The 25,697-nt window shown below is 67.8% G+C and carries 31 protein-coding genes and 1 pseudogene; 17 read left to right on the plus strand and 15 right to left on the minus strand.

Annotated features, from left to right (window positions below):
- Positions 1 to 3 precede the first annotated feature (3 nt).
- Positions 4 to 309: a helix-turn-helix domain-containing protein gene (locus tag AC07NI_RS06015; protein WP_494616786.1), complete on the minus strand. Its 306-nt coding sequence runs from the start codon at positions 307 to 309 to the stop codon at positions 4 to 6.
- A 77-nt stretch (positions 310 to 386) separates the two neighbouring features.
- On the opposite strand from AC07NI_RS06015, the gene AC07NI_RS06020 reads away from it, so the two are divergent.
- Complete coding sequence (locus AC07NI_RS06020; RefSeq protein ID WP_494616787.1) at positions 387 to 755, plus strand: VOC family protein; 369 nt, start codon at positions 387 to 389, stop codon at positions 753 to 755.
- Between the two features lie 57 nt (positions 756 to 812).
- Here AC07NI_RS06020 and AC07NI_RS06025 read toward each other — a convergent pair whose 3' ends face one another.
- The 5 genes from AC07NI_RS06025 to AC07NI_RS06045 all read right to left on the minus strand — a co-directional run bounded on the left by AC07NI_RS06025 (position 813) and on the right by AC07NI_RS06045 (position 4,691).
- Complete coding sequence (locus AC07NI_RS06025; protein ID WP_494616788.1) at positions 813 to 1,304, minus strand: bactofilin family protein; 492 nt, start codon at positions 1,302 to 1,304, stop codon at positions 813 to 815.
- Positions 1,285 to 2,436, minus strand: a complete 1,152-nt coding sequence (locus AC07NI_RS06030) for a M23 family metallopeptidase (RefSeq protein WP_494616789.1) — start codon at positions 2,434 to 2,436, stop codon at positions 1,285 to 1,287. The genes AC07NI_RS06025 and AC07NI_RS06030 overlap by 20 nt, the downstream gene beginning before the upstream one ends.
- 236 nt (positions 2,437 to 2,672) lie before the next feature.
- A complete protein-coding gene (locus AC07NI_RS06035; protein ID WP_494616790.1) occupies positions 2,673 to 3,134 on the minus strand; it encodes a peroxiredoxin in 462 nt (153 codons plus the stop codon).
- Positions 3,135 to 3,209: 75 nt separating this feature from the next.
- Positions 3,210 to 4,547, minus strand: a complete 1,338-nt coding sequence (gene tyrS / locus AC07NI_RS06040) for a tyrosine--tRNA ligase (protein ID WP_494616791.1) — start codon at positions 4,545 to 4,547, stop codon at positions 3,210 to 3,212.
- Positions 4,548 to 4,640: 93 nt separating this feature from the next.
- Entirely contained in the window at positions 4,641 to 4,691 is a 51-nt protein-coding gene (locus AC07NI_RS06045) for a hypothetical protein (RefSeq protein WP_494618292.1), read from the minus strand.
- A gap of 42 nt (positions 4,692 to 4,733) precedes the next feature.
- On the opposite strand from AC07NI_RS06045, the gene AC07NI_RS06050 reads away from it, so the two are divergent.
- Positions 4,734 to 5,840, plus strand: a complete 1,107-nt coding sequence (locus AC07NI_RS06050; protein WP_494616792.1) for an anhydro-N-acetylmuramic acid kinase — start codon at positions 4,734 to 4,736, stop codon at positions 5,838 to 5,840.
- 4 nt (positions 5,841 to 5,844) lie between these two features.
- On the opposite strand, the gene AC07NI_RS06055 is transcribed toward AC07NI_RS06050, so the two are convergent.
- Both AC07NI_RS06055 and AC07NI_RS06060 read right to left on the minus strand, forming a co-directional pair.
- Positions 5,845 to 7,125 carry an NAD(P)/FAD-dependent oxidoreductase gene (locus tag AC07NI_RS06055; RefSeq protein WP_494616793.1) on the minus strand — a complete coding sequence of 427 codons (1,281 nt, stop codon included), beginning with the start codon at positions 7,123 to 7,125 and terminating at the stop codon, positions 5,845 to 5,847.
- Between the two features lie 124 nt (positions 7,126 to 7,249).
- Positions 7,250 to 7,900: an alpha/beta hydrolase gene (locus AC07NI_RS06060; protein ID WP_125158488.1), complete on the minus strand. Its 651-nt coding sequence runs from the start codon at positions 7,898 to 7,900 to the stop codon at positions 7,250 to 7,252.
- Positions 7,901 to 8,081: 181 nt separating this feature from the next.
- Here AC07NI_RS06060 and AC07NI_RS06065 point away from each other — a divergent pair, with 181 nt between their 5' ends.
- The 9 genes and pseudogenes from AC07NI_RS06065 to AC07NI_RS06105 all read left to right on the plus strand — a co-directional run bounded on the left by AC07NI_RS06065 (position 8,082) and on the right by AC07NI_RS06105 (position 15,102).
- Entirely contained in the window at positions 8,082 to 8,543 is a 462-nt protein-coding gene (locus AC07NI_RS06065) for an Rrf2 family transcriptional regulator (RefSeq protein ID WP_494616794.1), read from the plus strand.
- Positions 8,540 to 9,670, plus strand: a complete 1,131-nt coding sequence (locus AC07NI_RS06070) for a cysteine desulfurase family protein (RefSeq protein ID WP_494616795.1) — start codon at positions 8,540 to 8,542, stop codon at positions 9,668 to 9,670. The genes AC07NI_RS06065 and AC07NI_RS06070 overlap by 4 nt, the downstream gene beginning before the upstream one ends.
- Positions 9,670 to 11,139 (plus strand): Fe-S cluster assembly protein SufB, encoded by a 1,470-nt coding sequence (gene sufB, locus AC07NI_RS06075; protein WP_494616796.1) that lies wholly within the window; start codon positions 9,670 to 9,672, stop codon positions 11,137 to 11,139. Before AC07NI_RS06070 ends, sufB begins: the two co-directional genes overlap by 1 nt.
- On the plus strand, positions 11,140 to 11,889 hold the full coding sequence (sufC, locus tag AC07NI_RS06080; protein WP_494616797.1) for a Fe-S cluster assembly ATPase SufC: 750 nt from the start codon (positions 11,140 to 11,142) through the stop codon (positions 11,887 to 11,889). It abuts the gene before it with no gap.
- Positions 11,886 to 12,914, plus strand: a complete 1,029-nt coding sequence (gene sufD / locus AC07NI_RS06085) for a Fe-S cluster assembly protein SufD (RefSeq protein ID WP_494616798.1) — start codon at positions 11,886 to 11,888, stop codon at positions 12,912 to 12,914. Before sufC ends, sufD begins: the two co-directional genes overlap by 4 nt.
- On the plus strand, positions 12,914 to 14,128 hold the full coding sequence (locus tag AC07NI_RS06090; RefSeq protein ID WP_494616799.1) for an aminotransferase class V-fold PLP-dependent enzyme: 1,215 nt from the start codon (positions 12,914 to 12,916) through the stop codon (positions 14,126 to 14,128). The genes sufD and AC07NI_RS06090 overlap by 1 nt, the downstream gene beginning before the upstream one ends.
- A gap of 7 nt (positions 14,129 to 14,135) precedes the next feature.
- The gene (locus AC07NI_RS06095) at positions 14,136 to 14,495 is read left to right on the plus strand and encodes an SUF system Fe-S cluster assembly protein (protein ID WP_494616800.1); all 360 of its coding nucleotides are present in this window, start codon (positions 14,136 to 14,138) and stop codon (positions 14,493 to 14,495) included.
- Positions 14,496 to 14,509: 14 nt separating this feature from the next.
- Positions 14,510 to 14,902, plus strand: coding sequence for a HesB/IscA family protein (locus AC07NI_RS06100; protein ID WP_494616801.1), 393 nt, complete (start codon positions 14,510 to 14,512; stop codon positions 14,900 to 14,902).
- Positions 14,902 to 15,102, plus strand: a pseudogene (locus AC07NI_RS06105) (hypothetical protein). The gene AC07NI_RS06100 and the pseudogene AC07NI_RS06105 overlap by 1 nt, the downstream one beginning before the upstream one ends.
- Here the strand turns inward: AC07NI_RS06105 and AC07NI_RS06110 are convergent.
- The 3 genes from AC07NI_RS06110 to AC07NI_RS06120 are packed head-to-tail and all read right to left on the minus strand — an operon-like array spanning position 15,099 to position 16,769.
- Positions 15,099 to 15,410 carry a hypothetical protein gene (locus AC07NI_RS06110; RefSeq protein WP_494616802.1) on the minus strand — a complete coding sequence of 104 codons (312 nt, stop codon included), beginning with the start codon at positions 15,408 to 15,410 and terminating at the stop codon, positions 15,099 to 15,101. The pseudogene AC07NI_RS06105 and the gene AC07NI_RS06110 overlap by 4 nt on opposite strands.
- Positions 15,407 to 16,195: a lysophospholipid acyltransferase family protein gene (locus AC07NI_RS06115; RefSeq protein ID WP_494616803.1), complete on the minus strand. Its 789-nt coding sequence runs from the start codon at positions 16,193 to 16,195 to the stop codon at positions 15,407 to 15,409. The genes AC07NI_RS06110 and AC07NI_RS06115 overlap by 4 nt, the downstream gene beginning before the upstream one ends.
- 13 nt (positions 16,196 to 16,208) lie before the next feature.
- Complete coding sequence (locus AC07NI_RS06120; protein ID WP_494616804.1) at positions 16,209 to 16,769, minus strand: TetR/AcrR family transcriptional regulator; 561 nt, start codon at positions 16,767 to 16,769, stop codon at positions 16,209 to 16,211.
- Between the two features lie 94 nt (positions 16,770 to 16,863).
- Here AC07NI_RS06120 and AC07NI_RS06125 point away from each other — a divergent pair, with 94 nt between their 5' ends.
- The 3 genes from AC07NI_RS06125 to AC07NI_RS06135 are packed head-to-tail and all read left to right on the plus strand — an operon-like array spanning position 16,864 to position 18,647.
- Positions 16,864 to 17,838: a glycosyltransferase family 9 protein gene (locus AC07NI_RS06125; RefSeq protein WP_494616805.1), complete on the plus strand. Its 975-nt coding sequence runs from the start codon at positions 16,864 to 16,866 to the stop codon at positions 17,836 to 17,838.
- Positions 17,839 to 18,243 (plus strand): DUF6165 family protein, encoded by a 405-nt coding sequence (locus AC07NI_RS06130; protein WP_494616806.1) that lies wholly within the window; start codon positions 17,839 to 17,841, stop codon positions 18,241 to 18,243. It begins immediately after the preceding gene.
- Positions 18,240 to 18,647, plus strand: a complete 408-nt coding sequence (locus AC07NI_RS06135; protein WP_494616807.1) for an ACT domain-containing protein — start codon at positions 18,240 to 18,242, stop codon at positions 18,645 to 18,647. Before AC07NI_RS06130 ends, AC07NI_RS06135 begins: the two co-directional genes overlap by 4 nt.
- Here AC07NI_RS06135 and AC07NI_RS06140 read toward each other — a convergent pair.
- Both AC07NI_RS06140 and AC07NI_RS06145 read right to left on the minus strand, forming a co-directional pair.
- Positions 18,634 to 19,437 (minus strand): enoyl-CoA hydratase/isomerase, encoded by an 804-nt coding sequence (locus AC07NI_RS06140; RefSeq protein WP_494616808.1) that lies wholly within the window; start codon positions 19,435 to 19,437, stop codon positions 18,634 to 18,636. The two genes, AC07NI_RS06135 and AC07NI_RS06140, sit on opposite strands and share 14 nt — an antisense overlap.
- A 135-nt stretch (positions 19,438 to 19,572) precedes the next feature.
- Entirely contained in the window at positions 19,573 to 20,634 is a 1,062-nt protein-coding gene (locus AC07NI_RS06145) for a GGDEF domain-containing protein (RefSeq protein WP_494616809.1), read from the minus strand.
- A 190-nt stretch (positions 20,635 to 20,824) separates the two neighbouring features.
- Here AC07NI_RS06145 and AC07NI_RS06150 point away from each other — a divergent pair, with 190 nt between their 5' ends.
- Positions 20,825 to 22,282: a coniferyl aldehyde dehydrogenase gene (locus AC07NI_RS06150; RefSeq protein WP_494616810.1), complete on the plus strand. Its 1,458-nt coding sequence runs from the start codon at positions 20,825 to 20,827 to the stop codon at positions 22,280 to 22,282.
- Between the two features lie 36 nt (positions 22,283 to 22,318).
- Positions 22,319 to 23,464 carry a glycosyltransferase family 61 protein gene (locus AC07NI_RS06155; protein WP_494616811.1) on the plus strand — a complete coding sequence of 382 codons (1,146 nt, stop codon included), beginning with the start codon at positions 22,319 to 22,321 and terminating at the stop codon, positions 23,462 to 23,464.
- On the opposite strand, the gene AC07NI_RS06160 is transcribed toward AC07NI_RS06155, so the two are convergent.
- Both AC07NI_RS06160 and AC07NI_RS06165 read right to left on the minus strand, forming a co-directional pair.
- Complete coding sequence (locus AC07NI_RS06160) at positions 23,461 to 23,733, minus strand: hypothetical protein (RefSeq protein ID WP_494616812.1); 273 nt, start codon at positions 23,731 to 23,733, stop codon at positions 23,461 to 23,463. The two genes, AC07NI_RS06155 and AC07NI_RS06160, sit on opposite strands and share 4 nt — an antisense overlap.
- A gap of 89 nt (positions 23,734 to 23,822) precedes the next feature.
- Positions 23,823 to 24,755, minus strand: coding sequence for a LysR family transcriptional regulator (locus tag AC07NI_RS06165; protein WP_494616813.1), 933 nt, complete (start codon positions 24,753 to 24,755; stop codon positions 23,823 to 23,825).
- Positions 24,756 to 24,847: 92 nt separating this feature from the next.
- On the opposite strand from AC07NI_RS06165, the gene AC07NI_RS06170 reads away from it, so the two are divergent.
- Positions 24,848 to 25,681: an oxidoreductase gene (locus AC07NI_RS06170; RefSeq protein ID WP_494616814.1), complete on the plus strand. Its 834-nt coding sequence runs from the start codon at positions 24,848 to 24,850 to the stop codon at positions 25,679 to 25,681.
- Positions 25,682 to 25,697 lie beyond the last annotated feature (16 nt).

The raw sequence follows: 25,697 nt of genomic DNA on the forward strand, positions 1-25,697 counted from the left end.
AGTCTATTGCTCCCGCTGGCGCTTCCAAGGCGTCAGCGGGACATAGGTCGCCGCCTCGGTAGGGCCCGCGCGGCTGACCGAAACCAGTCCCCGACGTTTCAGACTATCCACCGCGTTCTGCACGGTGCGCCGCGACTGGCCGGTGCGCTCGGCCATTTCCGCGTGGCTGAAGCTGGCGCGGCCGTCGGCGTGCGCCGCCACGATCGCCAGATACACCAGGAACGACGACGGCTTGTGGTCGTGACCCACGAGGTCGGCCATCAAGGTGTCGAGCACATAGCGGTCGATGCTGTAGGTCTGGGTGCTCATTGCTATAGCAATGCCTGCACGGCTTCACGCTCGCAAGGCCGCCGCGCTACGCCCTTCGTCACGAGAAGGGACAATCCATGAGCGTGATCAGCAAAGTGAAGTTCGTCGGCATCCCGGTCAGCGACCAGGACCGCGCCCTGGCGTTCTGGACCGAGAAGGTCGGCCTGCGCGTGGCCACCGACCAGCCGATGGGCAATCAGCGCTGGATCGAGCTTTCCATTCCCGGCGCGGAGACAGGCCTGGTGCTGTTCACGCCGGAGGGGCATGAGGACCGCATCGGCACCTTCTTCAACGGCTCACTGGCCTGCGACGACGTTGAGCACGCGTATCGCAAGCTCTCCGAGAAGGGCGTCGAGTTTGAAGGCCCGCCGCAGAAGCAGCCGTGGGGAACCTTCGCCAAGTTCAAGGACCCGGACGGCAACACCTTCGTGCTGAGCAGCCGCTGATACGAAAACGCCCCGGAGCGATCCGGGGCGTTCTTGTATTCGGAAGGTCCGAGAGCCTTAGCCCGCGACGGGCTTGGCCTGGGCGATCGACAGCTGTTCCGGATGCGGCGCCGGCTGCTGGACCGGGGCAGGGCGCTGGAACTTCAGGCTGCGGCCCTGGAAGAAGGCGCCGGTTTCCATGGCCAGTTGCTCGTGGGTGATGTCGCCATCGACGTACGAGGTGCCGTACAGGCGGACCTGCTTGGAGGTGATCGCGCCGACCACGCGGCCACGCACTTCCACGGCCTCGGCATAGACGCCGCCTTCGACGTGGCCAGTCTCGCCGACGGTCAGGCGGCCGACGCGGACGTCGCCCTTGACCACGCCGTCGATCTGCAGCTCGCCTTCGCCGGTGACGCTGCCTTCGATGGTCAGGTCGGCCGACAGCAGGGAGGCCACCTTTGGCGGTCCGCGACGCGCGGCCTCGACAGGGGCGACCGCCATCGGGGTCGGAAGGGGTTCGATGCGGGCCGGGGTCTTGGAGCCCGACTTAGCTTGCTTGCTGAACATACTCACCAGCCTTCAAGTAGCGATTGGGATTCTGGGCCTTACCGTTGACCCAGACTTCGTAGTGGAGGTGCGGACCGGTCGAACGGCCGGTGGAGCCCATGGCGCCGACGCGGCTGCCGATGGCCACGCGCTCGCCGACGCGGACGCCGATGGTGGCCAGGTGGGCGTAGCGGGTCTTGAAGCCGCCGCCGTGGTCGATCTCGACCGTGTTGCCGTAGCCTGAGCGAACGCCGGTGAACGAGATGACGCCCGGGGCCGTGGCCATGATCGGGGTGTAGTAGGCGCCCGGGAAGTCCAGGCCCGAATGGAAGGCCGGCCGGTGCGTGAACGGGTCGAAGCGGACGCCGTAGCTGGACGACAGGGCCGGATTGCTGGTCGGGCGATAGAAGGGCAGCTTCTTGGCCGCCGCGCCTAGGCTGCGCATGTCCGACATGTCGTTGGCCGCGTGCTGGATGCGGCCGGCGAATTCCTCGTCGACGTCCAGGACGGCGGCGAGGGCGCGAGGATCCTTGGCCTCGATCAGCGGGCCGCCCAGCGACACGCCTCGGCCGGTGAAGTTGCCGGCGTCCAGACCCGCCATCCGCATGGCCAGGCGCAGGCGCTCGGCGCGGCTTTTGGCGAAGCTTTCGGCGGCGTCGATCAGGCGTTCCTGATCCATCCGGGTGGCTTGAATACGTTGGACCGGGCTGGCGGCCAGCAGGCGCGGCTTGGCGACTGTCAGGGCCTGGGCGGCGCCGGGCACGCCCTTGAAGTCGGAGACCAGCAGGGCAAGGGCGGCGTGGCGCTTCTCGACCGAGGTGGCCAGGTCGTCCAGATTGCCGTTGGTGGCCGACAGCTGGGCCACGGCGCTGTTCAGGCGAGCCTGGCGATCGGCGTTCAGGCGCTCGTAATAGGCCTTCTGCTTGATCACCTGCTGGTCGGTCGAGCTGACCGCCAAGGCGTTGACCGCCATAGAGGCGGTGCAGACGCCCATCCACAGCGCGGTCACGGCGACGGCGCCGGCGCCCAGCAGCTGCTTATTGGTGGAGAACACGTACCCGCGCATCTCGCCGCCAGAGCGGATATAGATGTGCCGTTCGGGAAATAGGGCTTCGAGAGATTGCCGCAGTCGCCGAAAGCGCTTGATCGCCATCGCCCAAGAAACCCCCCGTTTCAGGTCTGGGCGATATGCAACGAGAAAGCCGGAACGTGCAAGACTCTTCGCGCCCTAAGTGAGCGCGAGTCGCAAAATATGACCTTGCGGCACGATCCTTAACGTTTCCTGAGCGCTGCGGCCATGGCTACGGCGGCGCTTGCGCGAAAAGGTCACAGGGAGCGGCGCTGATACAACACATCGGCGACCAACAGGTTCCCTTTAGAGACGAAATTTTACTTGATGGCCTTGGCGGCGTTCATCACGGCCTTGATGTGGCCTGGGACCTTCACCTTGCGCCATACCTCGCGGACGACGCCGTCGCGGTCGATCAGGAAGGTCGAGCGGTCGATGCCCATGTACTTGCGGCCGTACATGCTCTTCTCGACCCAGGCGCCATAGGCCTCGACCACGTCGCCCAGCGGGTCGGCGGCCAGGTCGATGGTCAGGTCGTGCTTGAGGCGGAACTTGGCGTGCGAGGCGACGCTGTCCTTGGACACGCCGACGATCACCGCGCCCAGCTTCTGGAATTCCTCGACTTCCGACGAGAACTGCAGGGCCTCGGACGTGCAGCCGGCGGTGTCGTCCTTGGGATAGAAGTACAGGACGACGTTCTTGCCCTTCAGGCCGGCGAGGCTGACGCGGCCGGTGTCGGTCGGCAGGTCGAAATCGGGAGCCTTGTCGCCGGGTTGCAGCATCGAACGCTTCTCCACCTAGGAATGAACATCCCGGCCCTTGGCTACGCCAGGGCCGGGATAGGGATCAACCCATAACTAAACTGGCTTCACCAAGACGATCTTCTTCTTGCCGGCCGCCAGCTTGACCACGCCTTCGACAAGGTCCGCCGAGGTGATCACGCGGTCGGCGCTGGCCTCGGCCTTGTCGTTGACCTTCAGGCCGCCGCCCTGGGCCAGGCGACGAGCCTCGCCACGCGAACCGGCCAGGCCGGCGTCGGTGAACAGGGCGGCCAGAACAATGCCGGCCTCCAGGTCAGCCGCCGGAACCTCGAAGGTCGGCAGGTCGGCCGACAGCGCGCCCTGCTCGAAGGCCTTCTCGGCGGCGTCGCGGGCCTTGCGGGCCTCTTCGTCGCCGTGGGCCATGCGAGTAGCTTCGTCCGCCAGCACCTTCTTGGCGTCGTTGATCTGGGCGCCTTCGAGGGCCTCCAGTTCGGCGATCTTCTCCAGGGGCAGATCGGTGAACAGCTTCAGGAAACGGCCGACATCGGCGTCTTCCGTGTTCCGCCAGAACTGCCAGTAGTCGTACGGCGAGAGCTGCTCGGCGTTCAGCCACACCGCGCCGGCCATGGTCTTGCCCATCTTGGCGCCCGAGGCCGTGGCCAGCAGCGGCGTCGTCAGGCCGAAGGCGGCCTTCTGATCGACGCGGCGCGTCAGCTCGACGCCGTTCAGGATGTTGCCCCACTGGTCCGAGCCGCCCATCTGCAGAACGCAATTGTACTTGCGGTTCAGCTCCAGAAAGTCGGTGGCCTGCATCAGCATGTAGTTGAATTCAAGGAAGGTCATCGGCTGCTCGCGCTCAAGCCGCAGCTTGACCGAGTCGAAGGCCAGCATCCGGTTGACCGTGAAATGCACGCCGTAGTCGCGCAGGAACTGCACGTAGCCGAACTTGCTCAGCCATTCGTCGTTGTCGACCATGATGGCGTCGGTGGGCCCGTCGCCGAAGGTCAGGAACTTGGCGAAGACCTGCTTGATACCGGCGATGTTGGACGCGATGTCGGCGTCCGACAGCAGCTTGCGGCTCTCGTCCTTGCCGGTCGGGTCGCCGACCTTGGTCGTGCCGCCGCCCATCAGGACGATCGGCTTGTGACCGGCCTGCTGCAGGCGGCGCAGCATCATGATTTGGATCAGGCTGCCGACGTGCAGCGACGGCGCGGTGGCGTCGAAGCCGATGTAGGCCGTGACGATCCCGCTGGCGGCCGCGGCGTCCAGTTCATCCGGATGGGTGATCTGATGGATGTAGCCGCGCGCCTCCAGGGTTCGCAGGAACTCCGACTTGAAGGCAGACGCGGCGGACATGGTTCGACTCTCTGAATGGCTTGGCGGGCCGTCTAGCACGGCGAGGTCTGCCAAATCGAGGGAATGTGAGGGTTTCATTTCAAACTCCAGGCGGCGAGCCGGAGTGCATGATCGACTGGAATAGAGCGACCCCGGCGAGGCGGGGTGGCGACGTGGCTGATCGTCCTCCCGCTATGGCAGCGGGCGGTAATAGGGACGAGCCAGGACGTGAGCGTCGATCATGGGGCCTAGCTACCGTTTCGCGGGCATGGCAGTCAACGGCGCATGCGTATCCTTGGATTCATGACCGGCACCTCGCTCGACGCCGTCGATATGGCGGTGCTGGAAACCGACGGCGAAGAGATCCAGGGCTTCGGCCCGGCGGGCGAGCGCAAGCTGCGCGAGGCGACGCGCGATCTGCTGCTGCGGACCACCGACATCGCCCGCGCCTGGCCGCGCGGCGAACCCGAGCCGGCGATCTTCGAGGAAGCCCGACAGGCCGTCGCCGACGAGCATTTCCACGCCGCCGAGAGTTTCCTGGAGGAGCACGGCCTGTCTTGGGGCGAGTTCGATCTCCTGGGCGTCCACGGTCAGACGGTCCTTCACGAGCGCCCCAATGCCGAGCGGGTCGGACGGACGGTCCAACTGCTGGACGCCGAGCGCCTGGCCAAGGCCTGCGGTCGCCCGGTCGCCTTCGACTTCCGCACCGCCGACGTGGCGGCCGGCGGGGAGGGCGCGCCCCTGGCCCCGATCTACCACGCCGCTCGCGCCCGGGCCTCGGGCCTGGCCGCGCCGGTGGCGGCGCTGAACGTCGGCGGGGTGGCCAACATCACCCTGATCGGTTCGGACGGCGCCTTGCTCGCCTTCGACACCGGCCCCGGCAACGGCATGATCGACCTGATGCTGCAGGAGCGCGGCATCGCCCGCTTCGACCAGGACGGCAAGCTGGCCTCGGTTGGCCGCGTCGACGAGCTGGCCTTGAACGCCCTGCTGTCGAGCCCGTATTTCGACGCGCCCGTGCCGAAGTCGCTGGACCGCTACGACTTCTCGCTGGAGCCGGTGGCGCATCTGTCGCCCGAGGACGCCGCCGCGACCCTGGTGGCCTTCACCGCCGAGGGCGTGTTCCGCGCCTTCGCCCAAGGCGGCGAGACGCCCAGCGCCCTGATCGTCTGCGGCGGCGGCCGGCACAATCCGGCGATCATGAAGACCCTGGCCGAGCGCGCGCCTGTGCCGGTGAAGAGCGCCGAGGCCTACGGCTGGCGCGGCGACGCCATTGAGGCTGAGGCCTTCGCGTACCTGGCGGCGCGCACGGCTAAGGGGCTGCCGATCAGCTTCCCCGGCACGACGGGCGTGAAGGCCCCGATGACGGGCGGACGGATCGTCCAGCCCTAAAGGGCTAATGCAGCTTCAGCCGCCCCGATACCCGCTGCTGCAGCAACCGCGCCAGCGCCAGGGTCGCCGTGCGGCCCACGCCCAGGATCGCCCGGTGGTGGTCCAGGTGCAGCGACATGTAGGCCCACTTGGCGATCAGGCCCTCGACGAAGAAGTTCGGACCGCCCAGCCCACCCATCAGCGCGCCTACGCCCTTGTCATTGCCCAGCGACACCAGCGAGCCGAAGTCGCGATAGACGAACGGGTCCTTGACCCGGCCCTGGTGCAGCCGCGCGATCAGAGCGCGCTCCAGATAGCTGGCCTGCTGGTGGGCGGCCTGGGCGCGGGCCGGGATGGTCTTGCCGTCCTTCCACGGCGCGGCGGCGCAGTCGCCCAGCGCCCAGACGTCGGGGGCCGAGGTCTCCAGGTGGTCGTTGACCACGAACTGGTTGCCGCGATTGGTCTCCAGGCCAAAGCCCGTATTGACGTCGGCCGCCTTGATGCCGGCGGCCCAGACGATCAGGTCGGCCGGGATGTCGCCCTGGCTGGTCTCCAGCCGGTCGGCATGCACGGCCAGCACCTTGGCGTCGGTCTTCACCGCCACGCCCTTGCGCTCCAGCGCCAGCGTGGCCTTGTCGGCGATCTTCTGCGGCAGGCCACCCAGGATACGAGGCGCGGCCTCGACCACGCTGATGTCCAGGCGGAAGCGCTGTTCGTCGCCCAGGCTGTCCAGCAGTTCGCGATGGGCCTCGATCAGCTCGGCGGATAGCTCCACGCCCGTCGCGCCGCCGCCGACGATGGCCACGCGCATGATCTTCTCGGCCGAGAACGAGGCCTTGGTGAAGGCCGCCAGCAGCCGCACGTGGAAGGCCTCGGCGTCCTCGGTGCGCTCCAGCAGGTGGGCCTGCTCCGCACCCGGCGTGCCGAAGAGGTTCGAGCCGCTGCCGATCGCCAGCACGCCATAGGTGAAGGTGATCGCCCGCTCGGGCGCCAGGACCTGACCGGCCTCGTCGGTGATCGCCTTCAGGGTCAGGCGCTTGGCGGCCGGATCGAAGGTCAGAAGCTCGCCGAGCAGGAAGTTGAAGCCGTTCGAGCGGCCCAGGATCGAATAGGAGATGCCTTCCTGGTGGACGTCCAGCGTGCCGGCCGCCACCTCGTGCAGGGTCGGCTTCCAGATGTGGAAGCTGGAGCGGTCGATCAGCAGGACGCGGCGCTTGCCGTGTCGGCCGCCCAGGCGTCGGCCCAGCCGCGAGGCCAATTCCAGTCCGCCGGCGCCGCCGCCGACGATGACGATGTCGTAGTGCATCACCGTTCCCTTGATATTCATCAATCGGTGAAAATATAAGATCGAGACCCACGTTACGCCAGGGATCCGATCTCGCACTGCACAAACGAAAAGGCCTCCCGGAAGGGAGGCCTTTGAAACTTGTCTAGATCGGGTTTTCCGCCAGGCGCTTGTCGAGATATTCGCTGACGCTCTTCTCGACGCTGGGCAGGTGCTCGGTCCAGAAGTGGCTGGCCTTGTCGATGACCTCGTAGTCGATCGTGATGCCCTTCTGGGTCCGCAGCTTGGTGACCACGCGCTCCACCTCGACCGGCGGGGTGATGGTGTCGGCCGAGCCCGTCAGGAACAGGCCCGAGGCCGGGCAGGGGGCCAGGAAGCTGAAGTCGTACATGTTGGTTGGCGGCGAGACCGAGATGAAGCCGTCCGTCTCCGGGCGACGCATCAGCAGCTGCATGCCGATATAGGCGCCGAAGTCGAAGCCGGCGACCCAGGTCTGGCTGGCGGCCGGGTTCGAGGTCTGCAGCCAGTCCAGCGCGGTGGCCGCGTCGGCCAGCTCGCCGATGCCGGCGTCGAACTCGCCCTGGCTGCGGCCCACGCCGCGGAAGTTGAAGCGAAGGGTCGCGAAACCACGCTTCATGAACAGGTGATACAGCTGAACCGACACCGGGTGGTTCATGTGACCGCCGGCTTTCGGGTGGGGGTGCAGGATCAGCGCGATCGGCGCTGTCTCGGTCTTGCCCGGAGAATAGCGACCTTCGATCCGCCCGGACGCGCCGGTCAAAATCACATCAGGCATGTCGTTCCCTTGAGCTCGCCAGCGGTCCGTCCCCCGACGATTGGCTCGCCAGAATACTTGACTACTGCGCTTGGTCTTCCTAGATCGCAACCAGTTCGCGGGCTGGAGGGCCCGCGCGCGAAGTCGCGGCTTGTAGCACACGCAAAAGCCGATGCGCGCGGAATCTGCAAGGGGTAAGGCGATGCGCCTGAGCACCAAAGGTCGATACGCGGTCATGGCGATGACCGACCTGGCCAAGCGCCAGGACGAAAGCGAGGGCCGCGCCGTGGCCCTGGCCGAGATCGCCGCGCGCCAGCAAATCTCGCTGTCGTATCTGGAACAGCTGTTCGCGCGCCTGCGCCGCAAGGGGCTGGTGATCAGCGCTCGGGGCCCCGGCGGCGGCTATCGGCTGGCCAAGGCTTCGGCCGAGACCTTCATCTCCGACATCGTGCTGGCGGTCGACGAGCCGCTGCGCGCCACGCGCTGCAACTTCACCAAGGGCCAGGCCAAGGGCTGCATGGCCGGCGGCGAGCGCTGCATGACCCACGGCCTGTGGGAAGAGATGGGTCGCCAGATCCATGGCTACCTCGCCTCGGTCTCGGTGGCCGACGTCCTGGCCGGCAAGCTGCGTCCGACCGCGCCCATGGAGATCGCGGCCGAGTGAGCATCCCCCGCACATCGGTCTATCTCGACTACAACGCCACGGCCCCGATGCGGCCGGAAGCGCGTGAGGCGCTGCTGCGCGCCCTGGAGAGCCCGGCCAACCCCTCGTCGGTCCACGCCGCCGGCCGCGCCGCGCGTGACGTCGTCGAGCGGGCCCGCGCCGAGGTCGGGGGCCTGGTCGGCGTGCCGGCCGGGTCTGTGACCTTCGTCAGCGGCGGCACGGAAGCCAACGCTCTGGCCATCCAGAGCGCCAAGGTCGATCGCATTATCATCTCCGCCATCGAGCATGACGCCGTGACCGAGACGGCCAAGGCCTCTGGCCTGCCGGTCGAGGTGCTGCCGGTGAACAGCGACGGCGTCGCCGATCTGGCCTGGCTCGCCCAAGCACTTGAACAACCGGGCAAGGCCCTGGTCTGCCTGATGCTGGCCAACAACGAGACGGGCGTCATCCAGCCGGTGGCCGAAGCCTCGGCCCTGGTCCGCGCCCACGAGGGCCTGCTGCACGTCGACGCCGTCCAGGCGGCCGGCAAGATCGCCGTCGATTTCTCGGCCCTCGGCGCCGACACCATGGCGCTTTCGGCTCACAAGTTGGGCGGGCCGCAAGGCGTCGGCGCCCTGGTCGCCGGCACGCGCGCCAACGTCACCCGACGCCAGCACGGCGGCGGCCAGGAGCGCGGTCGCCGCGCCGGAACCGAGAACGTCGCGGGCATCGCCAGCTTCGGCGCGGCGGCCAAGATCGCCCAGGAAAGCCTTGCCTCGCTGGCCGAACAGGCCCATTGGCGCGACGCCTTGGCCCAGCGGCTCAAGGCGGAAGGCGCGGTCGTGCTCGGTGAGAGCGCTGATCGGTTGCCGCAAACCCTGTGTTTCGCGGGCGAGGGCTTCGGCTCCGAGGTCCAGGTTATGAACATGGACCTGGCTGGGGTCATGGTCAGCGCCGGCAGCGCCTGCTCGTCGGGCAAGGTCAAGGCCAGCCGCGTGGTGGAAGCCATGGGCCGGTCCGATCTGGCCCCGTTCGCCCTGCGTGTCAGCGGCGGCTGGGCCAGCACGGAAGACGATTGGATCAAGTGCGGCGACGCCTGGCTCGCCGCCTGGAAGCGTATCGGCGCCCGGCGCCGGGAGGTGGCGTAATGGCCGCGGTCAAAGAGACTGTCGAAACCGTCGCCGCGCTCGAGAAATACGAGCACGGCTTCACCACGGACATCGAACAGGAGTTCGCGCCAAAAGGGCTGTCAGAGGACATCGTCCGCTTCATCTCGGCCAAGAAGGACGAGCCGCAGTGGATGCTGGACTGGCGGCTGGAAGCCTATCGCCGCTGGCTTGAGCTGGAAGAGCCGACCTGGGCGAAGGTGAACTTCCCCAAGATCGACTACCAGGACAGCTACTACTACGCCGCGCCCTCGACCAAGGAAGGCCCCAAGAGCCTGGACGAGGTCGATCCCGAGATCCTGGCCGTCTACGCCAAGCTGGGCATTCCGCTGAAGGAACAAGAGGTCCTGGCCGGCGTCGAAGGCGCGCCGCGCTACGCCGTGGACGCTGTGTTCGACAGCGTCAGCGTCGTGACGACCTTCAAGAAGGAACTGGCCGCCGTCGGCGTCATCTTCTGTTCGATGAGCGAGGCGGTCCGCGAGCATCCGGAGCTGGTGCGCCAGTACCTCGGCTCGGTCGTGCCGACCTCGGACAACTATTTCGCCTGCCTCAACAGCGCGGTCTTCTCGGACGGCTCGTTCGTCTACATCCCGCCGGGCGTGCGCTGCCCGATGGAGCTGTCGACCTATTTCCGGATCAACGCCAAGGATTCCGGCCAGTTCGAGCGCACCCTGATCATCGCCGACAAGGGCGCCTACTGCTCGTACCTGGAGGGCTGCACGGCGCCGATGCGCGACGAGAACCAGCTGCATGCGGCCGTGGTCGAGCTCGTCCTGCTGGACGACGCCGAGATCAAATATTCGACCGTCCAGAACTGGTACCCGGGCGATCCGGAGACCGGCAAGGGCGGCATCTACAACTTCGTCACCAAGCGCGCCGACTGCCGTGGCGACCGCTCCAAGGTGTCGTGGACCCAGGTCGAGACCGGCTCGGCTATCACTTGGAAGTATCCGTCCTGCGTGCTGCGCGGCGAGGGCTCGTCGGGCGAGTTCTACTCGATCGCCGTGACCAACGGCCATCAGCAGGCCGACACCGGCACCAAGATGATCCACCTGGGCGCCAACACCCGCTCGCGGATCGTCGCCAAGGGCATCAGCGCCGGCAAATCGACCAGCACCTATCGCGGCCTGGTCTCGGCCCACCCGAAAGCCAAGGGCGCGCGCAACTTCACCCAGTGCGACAGCTTGCTGATCGGCAAGGACTGCGCGGCCCACACCGTGCCGTACATCGAGGCCCGCAACGGCCAGTCGGTGTTCGAGCACGAGGCCACCACCACGCGCCTGTCCGACGACCAGCTGTTCTACTGCCAGCAGCGCGGGCTTTCCCAAGAAGAAGCCGTGGCCCTGCTGGTCAACGGCTTCGTCAAGGACGTGCTGCAACAACTGCCCATGGAGTTCGCCGTCGAGGCCCAAAAGCTCGTGGCGATTTCTCTCGAAGGATCCGTCGGTTAAATGCTCGCTATCAAGAACCTTCACGCCCGCGTCGAGGACAAGCCGATCCTGAAGGGCGTCACGCTGGACGTGCCGGCCGGTGAGGTCCACGCGATCATGGGTCCGAACGGGGCCGGCAAATCGACCCTGTCGTATGTGCTGAGCGGCCGTGGCGGCTATGAGGTGACCGAGGGCTCGGCGAGCCTGAACGGCGACGACCTGTTGGCGCTGGAGCCCAACGAGCGGGCGGCCAAGGGGCTGTTCCTGTCGTTCCAGTATCCGCTTGAAATCCCGGGCGTTCCGGCCCTGACCTTCATCCGCACCGCCCTCAACGCCCAGCGCCGCGCGCGGGGCGAGGACGAGATCGCCGCGCCGGCCTTCCTGAAGCTGGCCAAGGAAAAGGCCGCGGCGCTGAAGATCGACTTCGAGATGCTCAAGCGCGGCCTGAACGTCGGCTTCTCGGGCGGCGAGAAGAAGCGGATGGAGATCTTCCAGATGTCCATGCTGTCGCCCAAGTTCCTGATCCTGGACGAGACGGACTCGGGCCTGGACATCGACGCCCTGAAGATCGTGTCGGAAGGCGTCAACGCCCTGCGCAGCCCTGAGCGCGGCATGCTGGTCATCACCCACTACCAGCGCCTGCTGGACTACATCAAACCCGACAAGGTCCACGTGCTGGCCGCCGGTCGCATCGTCGCCTCGGGCGGTCCGGAACTGGCGCTGCAGCTGGAAGCCGAGGGTTACGACAAGTACGCGAGCGTAGCGGCGTGACCCTTTCGACCGCCCTCAAGACCGGCGACGTCACCGCGCTGCCGTCGCGGCGCGACGAGGACTGGCGCTGGACCGACCTGCGGGGCCTGCTACGGACCCTGCCGCCGGCCGCGCCGGCGCATGACGGCGAGGTCCCGGCCGGCCCGTTCACCGGGCTGGCCAGCGCAGAGACCGTGTTCGTCAACGGCCACCGCGTCGCCGACGCCGAAGCCGCCTCGGGCGTCGTGGCCCTGCGCTTCGTCGCCCTGGCCGACAAGGCCTCGCAGACCGCCAGCCACAGCCTGGTCGTCAAGCCGGGCGAGACGCTGGTCCTGTTGGAAAGCCACGAAGGCCGCGCCGCTGGCTACGTGTCCGACGTCACGCTGGACATCGCCGTGGGCAAGGGCGCTTCAGTCGAGCGCATCATCCTGGTCGAGGACGACGCGGAAGCCGTCAACGTCGTCACCGCCGAGGTCGTCCTGGCCCCTGGCGCAACCTATGCCCAGACCGTCCTGACCTCCGGCGCCCGTCGCCAGCGGATCGAGACGCGGGTCAGCCATCCGGGCGCTCACGCCCAGGTCCGCCTCGACGGCGCATACCTGCTGGACGCCCAGCGCCACGCCGACCAGACCACGGTCGTCACCCACGCCGGCGTCGACGGGATCACCAGCCAGCTGACCAAGGGCATGGTCACCGACCAGGCGCGCGGTGTTTTCCAGGGGCGCATCGTCGTCTCGCCCGGCGCCGACCAGACCGACGCGCGGATGGGCCACCACGCCCTGATCCTGTCGGACAAGGCCGAGATCGACGCCAAGCCCGAGCTGCTGATTTTCGCCGACGACGTCTCCTGCGCCCACGGCAACACGATCGGCGCCCTGGACGAGGAAGCCATCTTCTACGCCCGCCAACGCGGCATCCCGGAAGTCGAGGCCAAGGCCATGCTGACCGTCGCCTTCGTCGGCGAAGTGGTCGAGCGCATCGAGCACGACGGCGCGCGCGCCATCGCCGCCGCCTGGGTCGCCCGCAAGCTGGGGAGCCCGGAATAATGGCGCTCGACATCGAAGCGATCCGCGCCCAGTTCCCGATCCTGCAGCGCACCGTCCACGGCAAGCCGCTGATCTATCTGGACAGCGCCGCCAGCGCCCAGAAGCCCGACGCGGTGCTGGACGCCATGACGGGCCTGGCCCGCACCTCGTACGCCAACGTCCATCGCGGCCTGCACACGCTCGCCAACGAAACGACGGAAGCCTATGAAAAGGCGCGTGAAACCGTCGCCAAGTTCATCAACGCCGAGCGTGACGAGGTCGTCTGGACCAAGAGCGCCACGGAAGCGGTGAACCTGGTCGCCAGCTCGTTCGGTCTGGGCCTGAACGCCGGCGACGAGATCGTGATCTCCGAGATGGAGCACCACGCCAACATCGTGCCGTGGCACTTCCTGCGCGAGCGCAAGGGCGTGGTCCTGAAGTTCATCCCGGTGCTGGACGACGGCCGCCTCGACATGGAGGCCTACAAGGGCCTGCTGTCCGAGCGCACCAAGATGGTCGCCGTCACCCACATGTCGAACGTGCTGGGCACGGTCAACGACGTCGCCGAGATCGTCCGCCTGGCCCACGCGGCCGGCGCGCCGGTGCTGCTGGACGGCTGCCAGGCCATCGTCCACGCCAAGGTCGACGTCAAAGCCCTGGACGTCGATTTCTACGTCTTCTCCGGCCACAAGCTCTACGGCCCGACCGGCATCGGCGTGCTGTACGGCAAGGCCGAGCGCCTGGCCGCCCTGCCGCCTTACCAGGGTGGCGGCGAGATGATCGGCTCGGTGTCGATGGACAAGATCACCTACGCCGATCCGCCACACCGCTTCGAGGCCGGCACGCCCGCGATCCTGGAGGCCGTCGGCCTGGGCGCGGCGATCGAATGGCTGAACGGCCTGGATCGCGACGCCGTCTTCGCCCACGAGCACGCCCTCTATGAGCGCGTCGCCGAGCAGCTGCGCGGCGTCAACGGCGTGCGGATCCTGGGTGAAGCGCCTGGCAAGGGCGCGGTGCTGTCGTTCACGGTCGAGGGCGCTCACGCCCACGACATCGCCCAGGTGCTGGATCGTTACGGCGTCGCCGTCCGCGCCGGCACCCACTGCGCCGAGCCCTTGATGCGCCGATTTGGCGTCACGTCGAGCGCGCGCGCTTCGTTCGCCCTATATAACACAGAGGCCGAGGCAGACGCGTTCGTCGACGCGCTGGCCAAGGCCCGCAGTTTCTTCAGTTGAGCCGCCCATGACCGACGCCGCCGCTTCTTCCGAACCTGTCTCGGCTCTTTCCAAGGAAGAGCTGAACAAGATCACGGACCAGCTGATCGAGAAGCTGAAGTCCGTCTACGACCCGGAAATCCCGGTCGACATCTATGAGCTGGGCCTGATCTACAAGGTCGATGTCAGCGACTCCAAGGACGTGGCCATCGACATGACCCTGACCGCGCCGGGCTGCCCGGTGGCCGGGGAAATGCCGGGCTGGGTCCGCGACGCGGTCATGGAGATCCCGGGCCTGAAGTCGTGCGCCGTCGAGCTGGTCTTCGAGCCGCCGTGGGATTCCTCGCGGATGAGCGACGAGGCCAAGCTGCAACTGAACATGTTCTGATCGGTTCGAACGCCATGGAAGCCACGATCACCGCACGTCCCCGCCGCCCACGCCCCAAGGTCGTCACCCTGACAGACGCCGCGGCCGCGCGCGTGAAGGAGATCATGGACCGGGCCGACAAGCCCTATGCGGGCCTCCGCGTCGGCGTGAAGAACGGCGGCTGCGCCGGTTCGGAATACATCTTCGAATACGCCGCCGAGCGCGGGCCGCTGGACGAGGTGGTCGAGGACAAGGATGTCACCATCCTGATCGAGCCGAAGGCCGTGCTGTTCCTGATCGGGACCGAGATCGACTACGAGATCACCAAGCTGTCGTCGAAGTTCGTGTTCCATAATCCGAACGAGACCGACGCCTGCGGCTGCGGCGAGAGCGTCACCATCCAGCCTGCCGCCGAAGCCCTCGACTGATGCTGGCCAAGACGCCGTCCTGCGTCGAATGCGGTCTGGCCTAGGGCGCGCCGCGCTTCAAACATGAGGACGAGGCGCCGCTCTACTGGTCGGACACCGGTCTGCTGTGCTCCTCGACCTGCGCCCAGACCCACTTCGCCAAGCGCCGCGCCGAGGGCACGTTCGCAGGTGTTCCGGCGGAGTGCCCGGTCGAGGTCTAGGGACAGGCCTGAGCCAGACCGCAGGCGCCGGCCCAGATCATCGTGTCGCCCGAAGCGGTCAGGACGATCATGAGACTGGGCAAGGTGATCAGTCCCCAGCCCTCATATTTCTCGAACGCCCAGACGACCGCCAGAAGCCAGGCAAAGCAGGCACCCCAAGACAGCGCTCGTAGCGTCCAGAACAGCGCGATGGTGTCGGCGCCGCCGAACCCTCCAGCGTGGAAGGCGAGCAGGAGCGCCAGATAGGCCAAGGCATACGGCAGGGCCAGGCGCGCGATCCGAACCGGGATGAGCGCTTTGCCCGTCATGACGTCGCCTGAGCCAGAACGGCCGGCACGTTCTTGCGCCCGTTCCACTCCACCAGCACTGACGGTTTCACCGGCTCGCCACGCGCCCGGGCGATCAGTTCGTTGGTGCGGCCTTCGATCGTCGTTTCCATCAGCTGCATGAAGGCGTCTTTCTCCAGGCCCTGGGGCAGGGCGGGCAGGAACTCGACGGCGGCCGTCCCGGGGGTCTTCAGCTTGTCGGTCTGCTTCCAGAAGCAGCCCAGGTTCGTGGCGACCGGCACGACCGGCAGGCCGAAGTCCTTGCTCATGTAGTAGACGCCCGTGCGGTAGCGGAACCGCTCGCCCGGCGCGGCCAGGTGGCCCTCGGGATAGATCAGGATCCGCCGGCCCTCGGCCGCGACCTGGGCGGCGCTGGCCGACAGGGCCTTGCGCGCCTCGGGACCACCGCAGCTGTCGACGACGATGGCCCCGAACTTCTTCAGGATCGCCCCGACCAGCGGGAACTTCTCCAGGTGGTCGCCGGTGACGAAGCTGAGGTTGTCGACATTGGCGAACATCACGAAGCCGTCGCCCCAGCTGTGGTGCTTGGCGGCGATGATGAACGGGCCTTTAGGCAGGTTCTCCTGGCCTTTCAGCTGCACCTTCACGTCGGCGAAGAAGCCCAGCGCCCACAGCATCCGCTGGCTGTAGAGCCGCAGGGCGAAGGCCACCGGCTTGCGTCCGGGCAGCAGGGCCGAGAGCGCCGCCGACAGGCCGTAGAAGATCGACAGGACCCAGTAGTAGGCGTTGAACAGCGCGCTGCGCATTTGTGTTCGATCCTTAGCGGGCGAAGAGCACGGCCTTGACGGCCGCCGTCATCAGGGGAGCGTGAGCCGACAGGGCGTCGTCGCCCAGGCGGCCATAGGCCTTGTTCTGCGCGGTCTGGGTGATGACCCCGATGGCCATGGCCGCCAGCACCCGGGGATCGCCCGGCGGCAGCTGCATATCCATCATGGCGCGCTTGATGATGTCCTCGACCAGGGTGACCGGGTCGCGGCCGTCCTCCTGGTAATAGGGCAGGAAGTGGTGCAGCTGCAGCAGGTGGAACGAGAACAGCAGCCAGTCCTCGTCGGCCACCGCGCAATAGGCGCGCACCAGCGCCTCGGCCTTGGCCTCGACGCCTTGGACCGCGCGGGCCTCGTCCTCGATGAGGGTCGAGAGGCGGCGGTGGCAGTCCATGAACAGCCCGACCGCCAGTTCGTCTTTGCTTTTCCAATGGCGATAGATCGCGCCTTCGGAGACACCCGCGCGGGCGGCGATGGTCTTGGTCGTGGTCGCATCGACGCCTTCAACCACGAAGGCCTCCAGGGCGGCGCGTTCGATGCGGGGTTTGGCGCTCATGAGGTGAGCTTCTCACGGCGCTCGAAATCCGCAAGTGAGTGTTCACTTACATTTTCGTGATGGACAGCCGCGGGCGGTCCGGCGACACACGGCCATGGTCCAGACGGTGCTTATCTATTCCATGGGCGAGGTCATCGGCGATGGCCTGATCAAGCTGCCCTTCATCGCCGGCCTGCGCGCGGCCTTCTCGGACGCGCGGATCAGCTGGTGCGCCGCAAAGGGCGAGACCGTTTACACCAGCGCACTGAAGGCCGTGGTCGCCGGCTATGTCGACGAGGTGATCCTGGACGGGCCCAACGGCGCGGGCGCGCTGGACAGCCTGCCGTGGTCCAAGCCGTTCGGCGGCCGCAAGTTCGACCTCGTCATCGACACCCAGGAGAACCTGCGCCGCAGCGGCGTCGCCAAGCGGGCCGCCTCGGGTCGCTTCGTTTCGGCCGCGCGCCACGCCCGCGACAAGGACTGGCCGGTGGCCGTCACCGATCGCCTGGCGCGACTGCTGGACCTGGCGACAGACGGGCAGGGCGGTTCGAAGCCGTTTGCCTTGACCAACCACGGCGTCCTGAAGGCCGCCGAGGTCCTGCTACCGGCCGGTCCCACCTATGTCGGTCTCGCGCCTGGAGCCGGCGGTCAGGACAAGCGCTGGCCGCTGGAGCACTATCTGGAGCTGGCGCGCCGGGTGGAGGCCAACGGTTGGATGCCGGTCTTCTTCTTCGGCCCTGACGAAGCCGAGGACGCCGCCGTGGCCGCGCGCGAGGTTCCGCAGGCCTTGCAGCCCGAACGTAACCGCACGGACGCCTTTTTGGCGGTAAGGGGCCCGCTGCTGGTCATCGCCCTGGCCAGCCGCTTGGCTGCAGGCGTCGCCAACGATGCCGGCCCCGGCCATATGCTGGCTGCCGGCGGCGCGCCGCTGCTGTCGCTGCAACAGGACCGCCGCAAGTCGGTGAAGTTCCGCCCGGCCGCCCAGCGGCTTGAGATGCTGGTCGCGGAGGACTACGGAAGCGGCATGGACGCCCTGCCGGTCGATGCGGCCTGGGACGCCCTCCAGAAGCTGGTCACCGGAGCCGCCTGAATGTCCATCCTCGCGCCGATCTCGGCGGGCGAACTGGTCGACAAGATCACCATCCTGCGGGTCAAGGCCCAGCGCATCGGCGATCCGGCCAAGGAAGCCAATGTCCGCAAGGAGCTGGCCCTGCTGGAAGCCACGGCGGCCCAGCACCTGCCCGACAACGCCGACATCGCCCGCCTGACCGAAGAGCTGACCACGGTCAACGCCGCCCTCTGGGACATCGAGGACGGCAAGCGCGACTGCGAGCGCCGCCAGGACTTCGGTCCGGACTTCGTGGCCCTGGCCCGCCGCGTCTATATCGACAACGACAAGCGCGCCGCGATCAAGCGCGCCATCAACGAAGCCGCCGGTTCGGAGATCATCGAGGAAAAGAGCTACAAGCCCTATCTTCAGACGTCAGAGAAATGAGCCAAGTCGTTCGCGACGCTCGCGAAATGGTCGCCGGCATGACGCCGGAGCTTCAGAGCGGCGACTACGTCTTCTGCGCCGCGGGCGACCGCGACTGGGCGACGCTCCAGCCCCTGGCCATGTTCCGCGAGGCCGAAGGCGTCAGCCTGATCCTGGAGCGGGGCGCGGCGGAGGCGGCGGGCTTCCCGGTCGAAGCGCCGATGGCCTTGATCACCCTGAGCGTCTACTCGGCCCTCGACGGCGTCGGCCTGACCGCCGCTGTCGCAACCGCACTGGCCCAGGCTGGCATCGCCTGCAACATGGTCGCGGCGCTGAACCACGACCATGTCTTCGTGCCGGCCGAACGGGCCGACGAGGCTGTTCGGATCCTGATCGACCTCCAGGGGTCCACTACCGCCCCTTGAACGCCGCCGCGCGTTTCTGGAGGAAGGCGCTGACGCCTTCGAGGAAGTCCTCGGTCTTGCCGGCGAACTTCTGGGCCTTGCGTTCGGCGTGCAGCTGGCCGGTCCAGTCGCTGTCGAGGCTGTCCCAGACCAGCTTGCGGATCGCGCCCAGCGCCGCCGGGCCCTTGGCCAGTTCGAGCGCGAGCGTGTGGGCGGTCGGGATCAGTTGGTCGTCGGGAACGCAACGGTTTACGAGGCCCCACTGCAGGGCTGTCGCGGCTGGGATCTTGTCGCCCAGCAGCATCATCTCCATCGCCCGCGCCTTGCCGATCAGGCGCGGCAGCAGGTAGGTCGAGCCGCCGTCGGGCACGAGACCGATGCGGCGGAAGGCTTGCAGGAAATAGGCGCTCTCGCCGGCCACGATGATGTCGCCCATCAGCGCGATCGAGCAGCCGACCCCAGCCGCCGGTCCGTTCACCGCCGTGACGATCGGCAGCGGGAAATCGCGCAGCAGGGTCATCAGCGGGTTGTAGGTGTTCTCCAGCGCCGAGCCGGCGTCGGGTTTGCCGTCGACGTCCAGCTCGCGCCCGGCCGCGCCGCCGCCCGAAAGGTTGGCGCCCGAGCAGAAGCCGCGGCCTTCGCCGGTCAGGATCACCGCCCGCGCCTCGACCTTGCCGGCGGCGATAGACGAGAAGGCGTGGATCAGTTCGCGGGCGATCTCCAGGCTGGCGGCGTTCAGCGTGGACGGATCGGCGAGGGTGACGGTGGCGACGCCGTCCTGGGTCGAGACACGGATCTTCTGATAGTCCACGGCCTTGAGCTCCCTAATGTCGATAGGGAGAGTCTAGGCGCCTTTGCCCTTTGGGAAGGCTAGCGGAATCTTCAAAAGGAAACGCCGCCGATCGTGAGACCGGCGGCGTCAAAGGTAGGTCTTCTGCTGAAGAAGTTAGGCCGCGTTGGCCGAGGCCGGCATGGATTCCGCCGCGGTCACCCGGTTGCGGCCGCCGCGCTTGGAGGCGTAGAGCGCCGCGTCGGCGCGTTCCATGACCGAGTGGCCGCTTTCGTTCGGCTTGCGCTCGGCGAAGCCCGACGAGATGGTGATGGCGCCCAGGTCCTCGTTGGTCGAGCGACGCTTGAGCATGCGCGAGGAGACCTCGACGCGGATCTCTTCCAGGGTGGTGGCCACGGTCGCGGCGGCTTCGCGCGGGAAGATCATGGCGAATTCCTCGCCGCCGTAGCGGGCCGCGAAACGCGGCGGGGCGGCGACGCGACCGATCACCGAGGCGACGTAACGGATGACCTGGTCGCCCGTCTGGTGGCCCCAGGTGTCGTTGAAGCCCTTGAAGTGGTCGATGTCGAGCACCGCCAGGCAGATGGTGCCGCCTTCGTCGTCGGCGTCGGAGCAGGCGCGCTCCAGCTCTTCGTCGAAGGCCTTGCGGTTGGCCAGGTTGGTCAGGCCGTCGGTGGTGGCGTCGCGGCGGACCTGTTCCAGGTGCTCGCGCAGGCGCTCGACCTCGGCGGTGGAGTCAGCCAGGCGCGTTTCCAGCGACTGGTTTTCCTTGTGCACGCGGCGGGTGGCGTCGGCCAGGCTGCCGACCACGGCCTTGATGGCTTCGACGTCGGTCGTCTTGTCCAGGCTCTTGCTGGCGCCGGCCAGTTCCTTGCCGAACGCGGCGTTGGACTTCTGGGCGTTCTGGATGGCCTTGGAGACCGCTTCCAGTTCCTTGGAGAGGATGTCGCCGGCGTCGCGGATCTGTTCGTTCAGGCGCGCCTTGGGCAGGTAGGTCGCGGCGAGCTCTTCGCTGACCAGCTCGGTCATCGGCTCGCCCAGCGAGATCAGGCGGGTCAGTTCACGGGCGAGAGCGCCATCGGGATCGGCCACATAGTGGGTCCACAGCTCGAAGTTCAGAGCGGTCGGCCACACCTGGTGGCGCTCCATGAGCTCCAGAGCGCGCGAAGCAATCTTGTACGCCTCGGGACCGCGCAGCGTGGTTTCGACGTCCGACATCTCTTCTTCCCCCGTGGGCGGTTCCCCTTGCGGAAACGCCGACGCTTGGAGCGCTACACTAGGGGGGAGAGTTCTTACGATGCGTTAAGAACGACGTTCTCTTGCGTAAGAAACGACCAGCGCTCATTGTGATCATCGATAAGATGAGCGCCGCGCCGCCATGGCCGGGCCAGGGGAGGGAGCCAGCATCATGAATGCGCCGGTGAATCTGTCGTCCGACGCCCACAAGGCGGCGATGAACGATGTTCTGCAGCGTCAGAAGGCCGCGCACCTGCGCGACGGCGCGCCCAGTGTCGAGAAGCGGATCGGCTGGCTGAACCGATGCATCGATCTCCTGGTCGGGCATCAGGCCGAGATCGCCAAGGCGGTGAACGCCGACTTCGGCTCGCGCTCTCCCGAGGCGACCTCGCTGACCGACGTGGCCGGCTCGATCGGCCCGTTGAAGTTCGCTCGCGAGAATGTCGCCAAGTGGGCTCGGCCCGAGAAGCGCAAGACGACCCCGGCGATCCTGGGTCTGTTCGGCGCCAAGGCCAGCGTGCAGTGGCAGCCCAAGGGCGTGGTCGGGGTGATCAGCCCCTGGAACTTCCCGGTCAACCTGACCTTCGCCCCGCTGGCCGGCGTGTTCGCGGCCGGCAACCGGGCGATGATCAAGCCGTCGGAATTCACCCCCGCCACCTCCGACCTGCTGAAGGCGATGTTCGCCAAGGCGTTCTCGGAGGAAGAGGTCGCGGTGTTCGTCGGCGGGCCGGAAGTGGGGCAGGCGTTCTCTGGGCTGGCTTTCGACCACTTGGTCTTCACCGGCGCGACCTCGGTGGCGCGTCACGTGATGCGGGCGGCGGCCGAAAACCTGGTGCCGGTGACCCTGGAACTGGGCGGCAAGAGCCCGGTGATCCTGTCGCGCGGCGCCGACATGGCCACGGCCGCGGCGCGGATCATGAACGGCAAGACCCTGAACGCGGGCCAGATCTGCCTGGCGCCGGACTATGTCCTGGCTCCGCAAGAGGACGTCGAGACCTTCGTCAAGGAAGCCCAGGCCGCCGTCGGCCGCTACTTCCCGACCATCAAGGACAATCCCGACTACACGGCCGTGGTCGCCCAGCGCCACTACGACCGGGTGAAGGGCTATGTCGATGACGCCCGGGCCAAGGGCGCGCGGATCGTCGAGATCAATCCCGGCGGCGAGGACCTGTCGCAGCAGGAGCATCGCAAGATCGCCCCGACCCTGATCCTGGACCCCACCGACGATATGACGGTGATGCAGGAAGAAATCTTCGGCCCGGTGCTGCCTGTGAAGGGCTACAAGACCGTCGACGAGGCCGTGGCCTATGTGAACGCCCACGACCGGCCGTTGGCCCTCTACTGGTTCGGCACCGACGAGGCCGAGAAGGATCGGGTGCTGGCGAACACCACCAGCGGCGGCGTCACGGTCAATGACGTGATCTTCCACGTCGCCCAGGAGGACCTGCCGTTCGGCGGCGTCGGTCCGGCCGGCATGGGCGCCTATCACGGCCACGACGGCTTCCGCGAGTTCAGCCACCGCAAGGCGGTGTTCCAGCAGCTGAAGAAGGACATCGCCCCGATGCTAGGCCTGCGTCCGCCCTACGGCGAGGGTATCCGCAAGTACTTGGCCGGGCAGATCAAGAAGTAGCTTCAACAGAACGGCGCGGCATGCTCCAAGCGGCGCATGACCGCGCCGCTTTCCCTGCGCCCCATCGTCGAGGCCAGCGACCTGCCGCCCATGCTGGCGGCGGAGCTGCGCGAGCGGTTCGCGCGGGGCGAGACGGGGGTGGCCTTCGCGCCGGAGCATGACGCCTCGGTCGGCGCGCCGTGGGGCGCTCTGGCCGGTCCGGAAACCACCGCTTGGCCTTACGACATCTCAGCGCCCCTGCCGGTCAACGTGCCGGCGCTGTGCGCGATCGGCGAGAGCTGGTGGTTCCCGCGCTTCGGCGGGCTGATCGGCACGGACGGGGCGCTCTACAACGCCACGATCGGCGAGGCGCGGCATGGGTCGCAGGACCTGTCGGCGATGCTCGGCGTGCAGGGCGACCGCTTCACCCCGCCGGCCTCCGCGCCCGAAATCGAGGCCGGGGCGGTGTTCCTGCCCTGGGGCGCGACCTTCAACTACGGCCACTTCGTCATCGACGCCCTGCCGTCGCTGCTGGCGTTGGAGCAGGCGGGGCTGCTGGACGGCGTCCCGGTCCTGGCCCCGAAGCTGACGGCCTGGCAACGCGACCTGATCGCCATGGCCTTCCCGGGGATCGATCTGCGCGAGGTCGAGGCGCCGGTCGTGCGGGTCAAGCGGGCGGTGTTCGCCACCAGCATGGACCACTTCCTGCACCACCCGGACGGCCTCGTCGCCGACGTGGCGGCGCGGGTGCTGGAGCGGGCGCCAGCGGGGCGCGGCGCAAAGCGCGTCTACCTCTCGCGGCGCGGCCAGTCGATGCGGGTGATGGTCGGCGAGGCGGCGTTCGAGAAGGCGCTGGCGGCGCGCGGCTTCGCGATCGTGCGGCCCGAGGCCCTGGGCGCGGCCGAGCAGGTCGCACTGATGCGCGAGGCAGAGGTGCTGGTCGGCGCCAGCGGCGCGGCGCTGGCTAACGCCGTCTTCCTGCCCAAGGGCGCGCGGGTCGTGGAGATTCAGCCGCTGAACTTCACCAGCCAGTGGGTGCGGGCGGCCTGTCGCCAGGTCGGTGTGGACTGGCGCGGCTATGTCTGCGCGTCACCAGCTCCGGCGCGGCAGGCGCCGGTGCTGGCCAGGCTTCGCAGAGGCTTCAAGTTCGCCTTCAAGCCGCCGCTGGACGACCTGCTGAAGGTCGTCGATCAGGCGCTCTAGAGGATGCCCTTGCGGCCCGGCGCCCAGGGATCGAGCGACTGCTCTTCCTCGCGCTTGACCATGCCGTAGTAGCCAGCGAACCAGACGACCAGGAAGGTGACGAGGCCACCCCAGAAGCCGCCGGGCGTGGCGAACCACACCGTCAGGGCGCTGATGCTGGAGGCCAGGCCCAGCATCGCCCAGCGCAGCAGCACGGCGAAGGCGTGGTAGGTCTTCTCGTGCGCGATCAGCACGGCTTGCTTGTCGAGTTCGGGTTCGATGGCGGCCATGTCTAAGTCCTCCCATTCTTGTTGGGCGCGACCGGCCTACTCGGCGCGATCGAGCCGAAAACGCCATGACGATAACAGCGTTCCGCGAGCTAGGCCATGGCCGCGGCCCCGTCGCGGACCGTGTCGATGAAGGCGCGCAGGGCCGGGCTCATCTGCCGCTGCTGGGGAAAGCACAGGTGGTGGCCCGGGAACGTCCCGCACCAGGGCTCCAGCATGGGGATAAGCCGGCCCTCGGCGATGGCCTGGCGCGCGGTGCGCTCGACCGGGAAGGCGATGCCGACGCCGTCGAGCGCGGCCTTCAACGCCATCGCCTTGCTGTTGACGATTAGCGGCCCGTCGACCTCGACCTCGAACCAGGCGCCGTCCTCGAGGAACTCCCAGCGATAGGGTTGGGTGCGGCCCGGCCAGCGCCAGCGGATGCAGTCGTGGCTGAGGAGATCGCGCGGATGGGCCGGCAGGCCGCGTTCGGCGACGTAGCTTGGTGCGGCGACGGGCACCTGCCGCAGCGGCGGCTCCAGCGACACGGCGATCATGTCGCGCTCGATTACCTCGCCGATGCGGATGGCGGCGTCGAAGCCGCCGGCCACGGTGTCGACCACCTCGTCGTCGATCGTCACATCCAGCACGACCTTGGGGAACGCGCGGCGGAACGCTGGCAGGATGGGCTGGATGAAGCGCTCGGCCGCGGAGTGGAAGGCGTGGACGCGGACCGTCCCTGAAGGAAGGTCCTGATGCAGGCGCGCCTGGCCGACGGCCTGGCTGAGTTCGGCCACGGCCGGCGCGACGCGGCGCAGCAGGGTCTCGCCGGCCTCGGTCAGGGAGACGCTGCGCGTGGTGCGGTTCAGCAGGCGGACGCCGATCCGATCCTCGAAGACGCGCACGATCTGGCTCAAGGCCGACGGCGTGACGCCCAGCGTCTCGGCCGCGCGCGTGAAGCTTAGCGCCTGAGCCACGGCCACGAAAGCGCGCAGGTGGGCGAAGTCGCCGCCCGTCAGCATCGCGTCCGCTGTCGCCTGGGTCATTCTTTAGCCAGTCTTACAAACTCGATCAGAATTGGCTGTATTCTGAAGGGCCTTGCGAGGGCGCACAAGACGCGCCGCACAAGGAGCATGCGATGACGAAGCATTGGTTCATCACGGGGATTTCGCGCGGGCTGGGTCTCGCGCTCGCCAAGGCGGCGCTGGCGCGGGGCGACACCGTGATCGGCACGGTCCGCTCGGGGACGCCGCCGATCGATACCGGACCGGGCGCGCTGCACGTCCTGACGCTGGACGTCACGGATGGCGCGGCGATCGACCGAGCGGTGGACGAGGCCTTCCGCCTGGCCGGCGGGCGGCTGGACGTCATCGTCAACAACGCAGGCTACGGCCTGCTGGGCGCGTTGGAGGACGCCACCGACGCCGAGGCCGAGCGTCTGTTCGCCACCGACGTCTTCGGCCCATTCAAGGTGATCCGCGCGGCTCTGCCCCGGCTGCGCACGCAAGGAGAGGCGCGCATCCTCAACATCACCTCGATCGCCGGCCGTGCGCCGGGGGCGGCCTCGGGCCTCTACGCGGCGGCCAAGTTCGCGCTGGAGGGCATGACGGTGTCACTGAGCCAGGAGGTCGCGCCGCTGGGGATCAAGCTGACCGCCGTCGCGCCGGGGGCCTTCCGGACGGACTTCCTGTCGGCCCATTCGATCCGCCTGAGCGAGACGCGCGCCGAGGACTACGAGGCGACGGTCGGCAAGGCGAGCGAGGCGTTCTCGTCGATGGCCGGTCAGCAGCTGGGCGATCCGGACCGCGCCGCCCAGGCCCTGCTGCGCATCGTCGATGCGCCGGATCCGCCGCTGCATCTGCTGCTCGGGTCCGACGCCCTGCGCCGGGCGCGCGCCAAGCTGGAGGCGGTCCAGGTCGAGATGGCGGCCTGGGAGGCGCTGACAGTCAGCACCGACTTCCCACAGACCTGAACGAAAAAACGCCGGA

Source organism: Caulobacter sp. GW821-FHT10E02 (assembly GCF_059415225.1).

Coding starts and splice junctions, on each gene's coding strand:
- AC07NI_RS06015 (WP_494616786.1), bottom strand. CDS start 309: ATGAGCACCCAGACCTACAGCATCGACCGCTATGTGCTCGACACCTTG.
- AC07NI_RS06020 (WP_494616787.1), top strand. CDS start 387: ATGAGCGTGATCAGCAAAGTGAAGTTCGTCGGCATCCCGGTCAGCGAC.
- AC07NI_RS06025 (WP_494616788.1), bottom strand. CDS start 1,304: ATGTTCAGCAAGCAAGCTAAGTCGGGCTCCAAGACCCCGGCCCGCATC.
- AC07NI_RS06030 (WP_494616789.1), bottom strand. CDS start 2,436: ATGGCGATCAAGCGCTTTCGGCGACTGCGGCAATCTCTCGAAGCCCTA.
- AC07NI_RS06035 (WP_494616790.1), bottom strand. CDS start 3,134: ATGCTGCAACCCGGCGACAAGGCTCCCGATTTCGACCTGCCGACCGAC.
- tyrS (WP_494616791.1), bottom strand. CDS start 4,547: ATGAAACCCTCACATTCCCTCGATTTGGCAGACCTCGCCGTGCTAGAC.
- AC07NI_RS06050 (WP_494616792.1), top strand. CDS start 4,734: ATGCGTATCCTTGGATTCATGACCGGCACCTCGCTCGACGCCGTCGAT.
- AC07NI_RS06055 (WP_494616793.1), bottom strand. CDS start 7,125: ATGCACTACGACATCGTCATCGTCGGCGGCGGCGCCGGCGGACTGGAA.
- AC07NI_RS06060 (WP_125158488.1), bottom strand. CDS start 7,900: ATGCCTGATGTGATTTTGACCGGCGCGTCCGGGCGGATCGAAGGTCGC.
- AC07NI_RS06065 (WP_494616794.1), top strand. CDS start 8,082: ATGCGCCTGAGCACCAAAGGTCGATACGCGGTCATGGCGATGACCGAC.
- sufB (WP_494616796.1), top strand. CDS start 9,670: ATGGCCGCGGTCAAAGAGACTGTCGAAACCGTCGCCGCGCTCGAGAAA.
- sufC (WP_494616797.1), top strand. CDS start 11,140: ATGCTCGCTATCAAGAACCTTCACGCCCGCGTCGAGGACAAGCCGATC.
- AC07NI_RS06090 (WP_494616799.1), top strand. CDS start 12,914: ATGGCGCTCGACATCGAAGCGATCCGCGCCCAGTTCCCGATCCTGCAG.
- AC07NI_RS06095 (WP_494616800.1), top strand. CDS start 14,136: ATGACCGACGCCGCCGCTTCTTCCGAACCTGTCTCGGCTCTTTCCAAG.
- AC07NI_RS06100 (WP_494616801.1), top strand. CDS start 14,510: ATGGAAGCCACGATCACCGCACGTCCCCGCCGCCCACGCCCCAAGGTC.
- AC07NI_RS06110 (WP_494616802.1), bottom strand. CDS start 15,410: ATGACGGGCAAAGCGCTCATCCCGGTTCGGATCGCGCGCCTGGCCCTG.
- AC07NI_RS06115 (WP_494616803.1), bottom strand. CDS start 16,195: ATGCGCAGCGCGCTGTTCAACGCCTACTACTGGGTCCTGTCGATCTTC.
- AC07NI_RS06120 (WP_494616804.1), bottom strand. CDS start 16,769: ATGAGCGCCAAACCCCGCATCGAACGCGCCGCCCTGGAGGCCTTCGTG.
- AC07NI_RS06125 (WP_494616805.1), top strand. CDS start 16,864: ATGGTCCAGACGGTGCTTATCTATTCCATGGGCGAGGTCATCGGCGAT.
- AC07NI_RS06130 (WP_494616806.1), top strand. CDS start 17,839: ATGTCCATCCTCGCGCCGATCTCGGCGGGCGAACTGGTCGACAAGATC.
- AC07NI_RS06135 (WP_494616807.1), top strand. CDS start 18,240: ATGAGCCAAGTCGTTCGCGACGCTCGCGAAATGGTCGCCGGCATGACG.
- AC07NI_RS06145 (WP_494616809.1), bottom strand. CDS start 20,634: ATGTCGGACGTCGAAACCACGCTGCGCGGTCCCGAGGCGTACAAGATT.
- AC07NI_RS06150 (WP_494616810.1), top strand. CDS start 20,825: ATGAATGCGCCGGTGAATCTGTCGTCCGACGCCCACAAGGCGGCGATG.
- AC07NI_RS06155 (WP_494616811.1), top strand. CDS start 22,319: ATGACCGCGCCGCTTTCCCTGCGCCCCATCGTCGAGGCCAGCGACCTG.
- AC07NI_RS06160 (WP_494616812.1), bottom strand. CDS start 23,733: ATGGCCGCCATCGAACCCGAACTCGACAAGCAAGCCGTGCTGATCGCG.
- AC07NI_RS06165 (WP_494616813.1), bottom strand. CDS start 24,755: ATGACCCAGGCGACAGCGGACGCGATGCTGACGGGCGGCGACTTCGCC.
- AC07NI_RS06170 (WP_494616814.1), top strand. CDS start 24,848: ATGACGAAGCATTGGTTCATCACGGGGATTTCGCGCGGGCTGGGTCTC.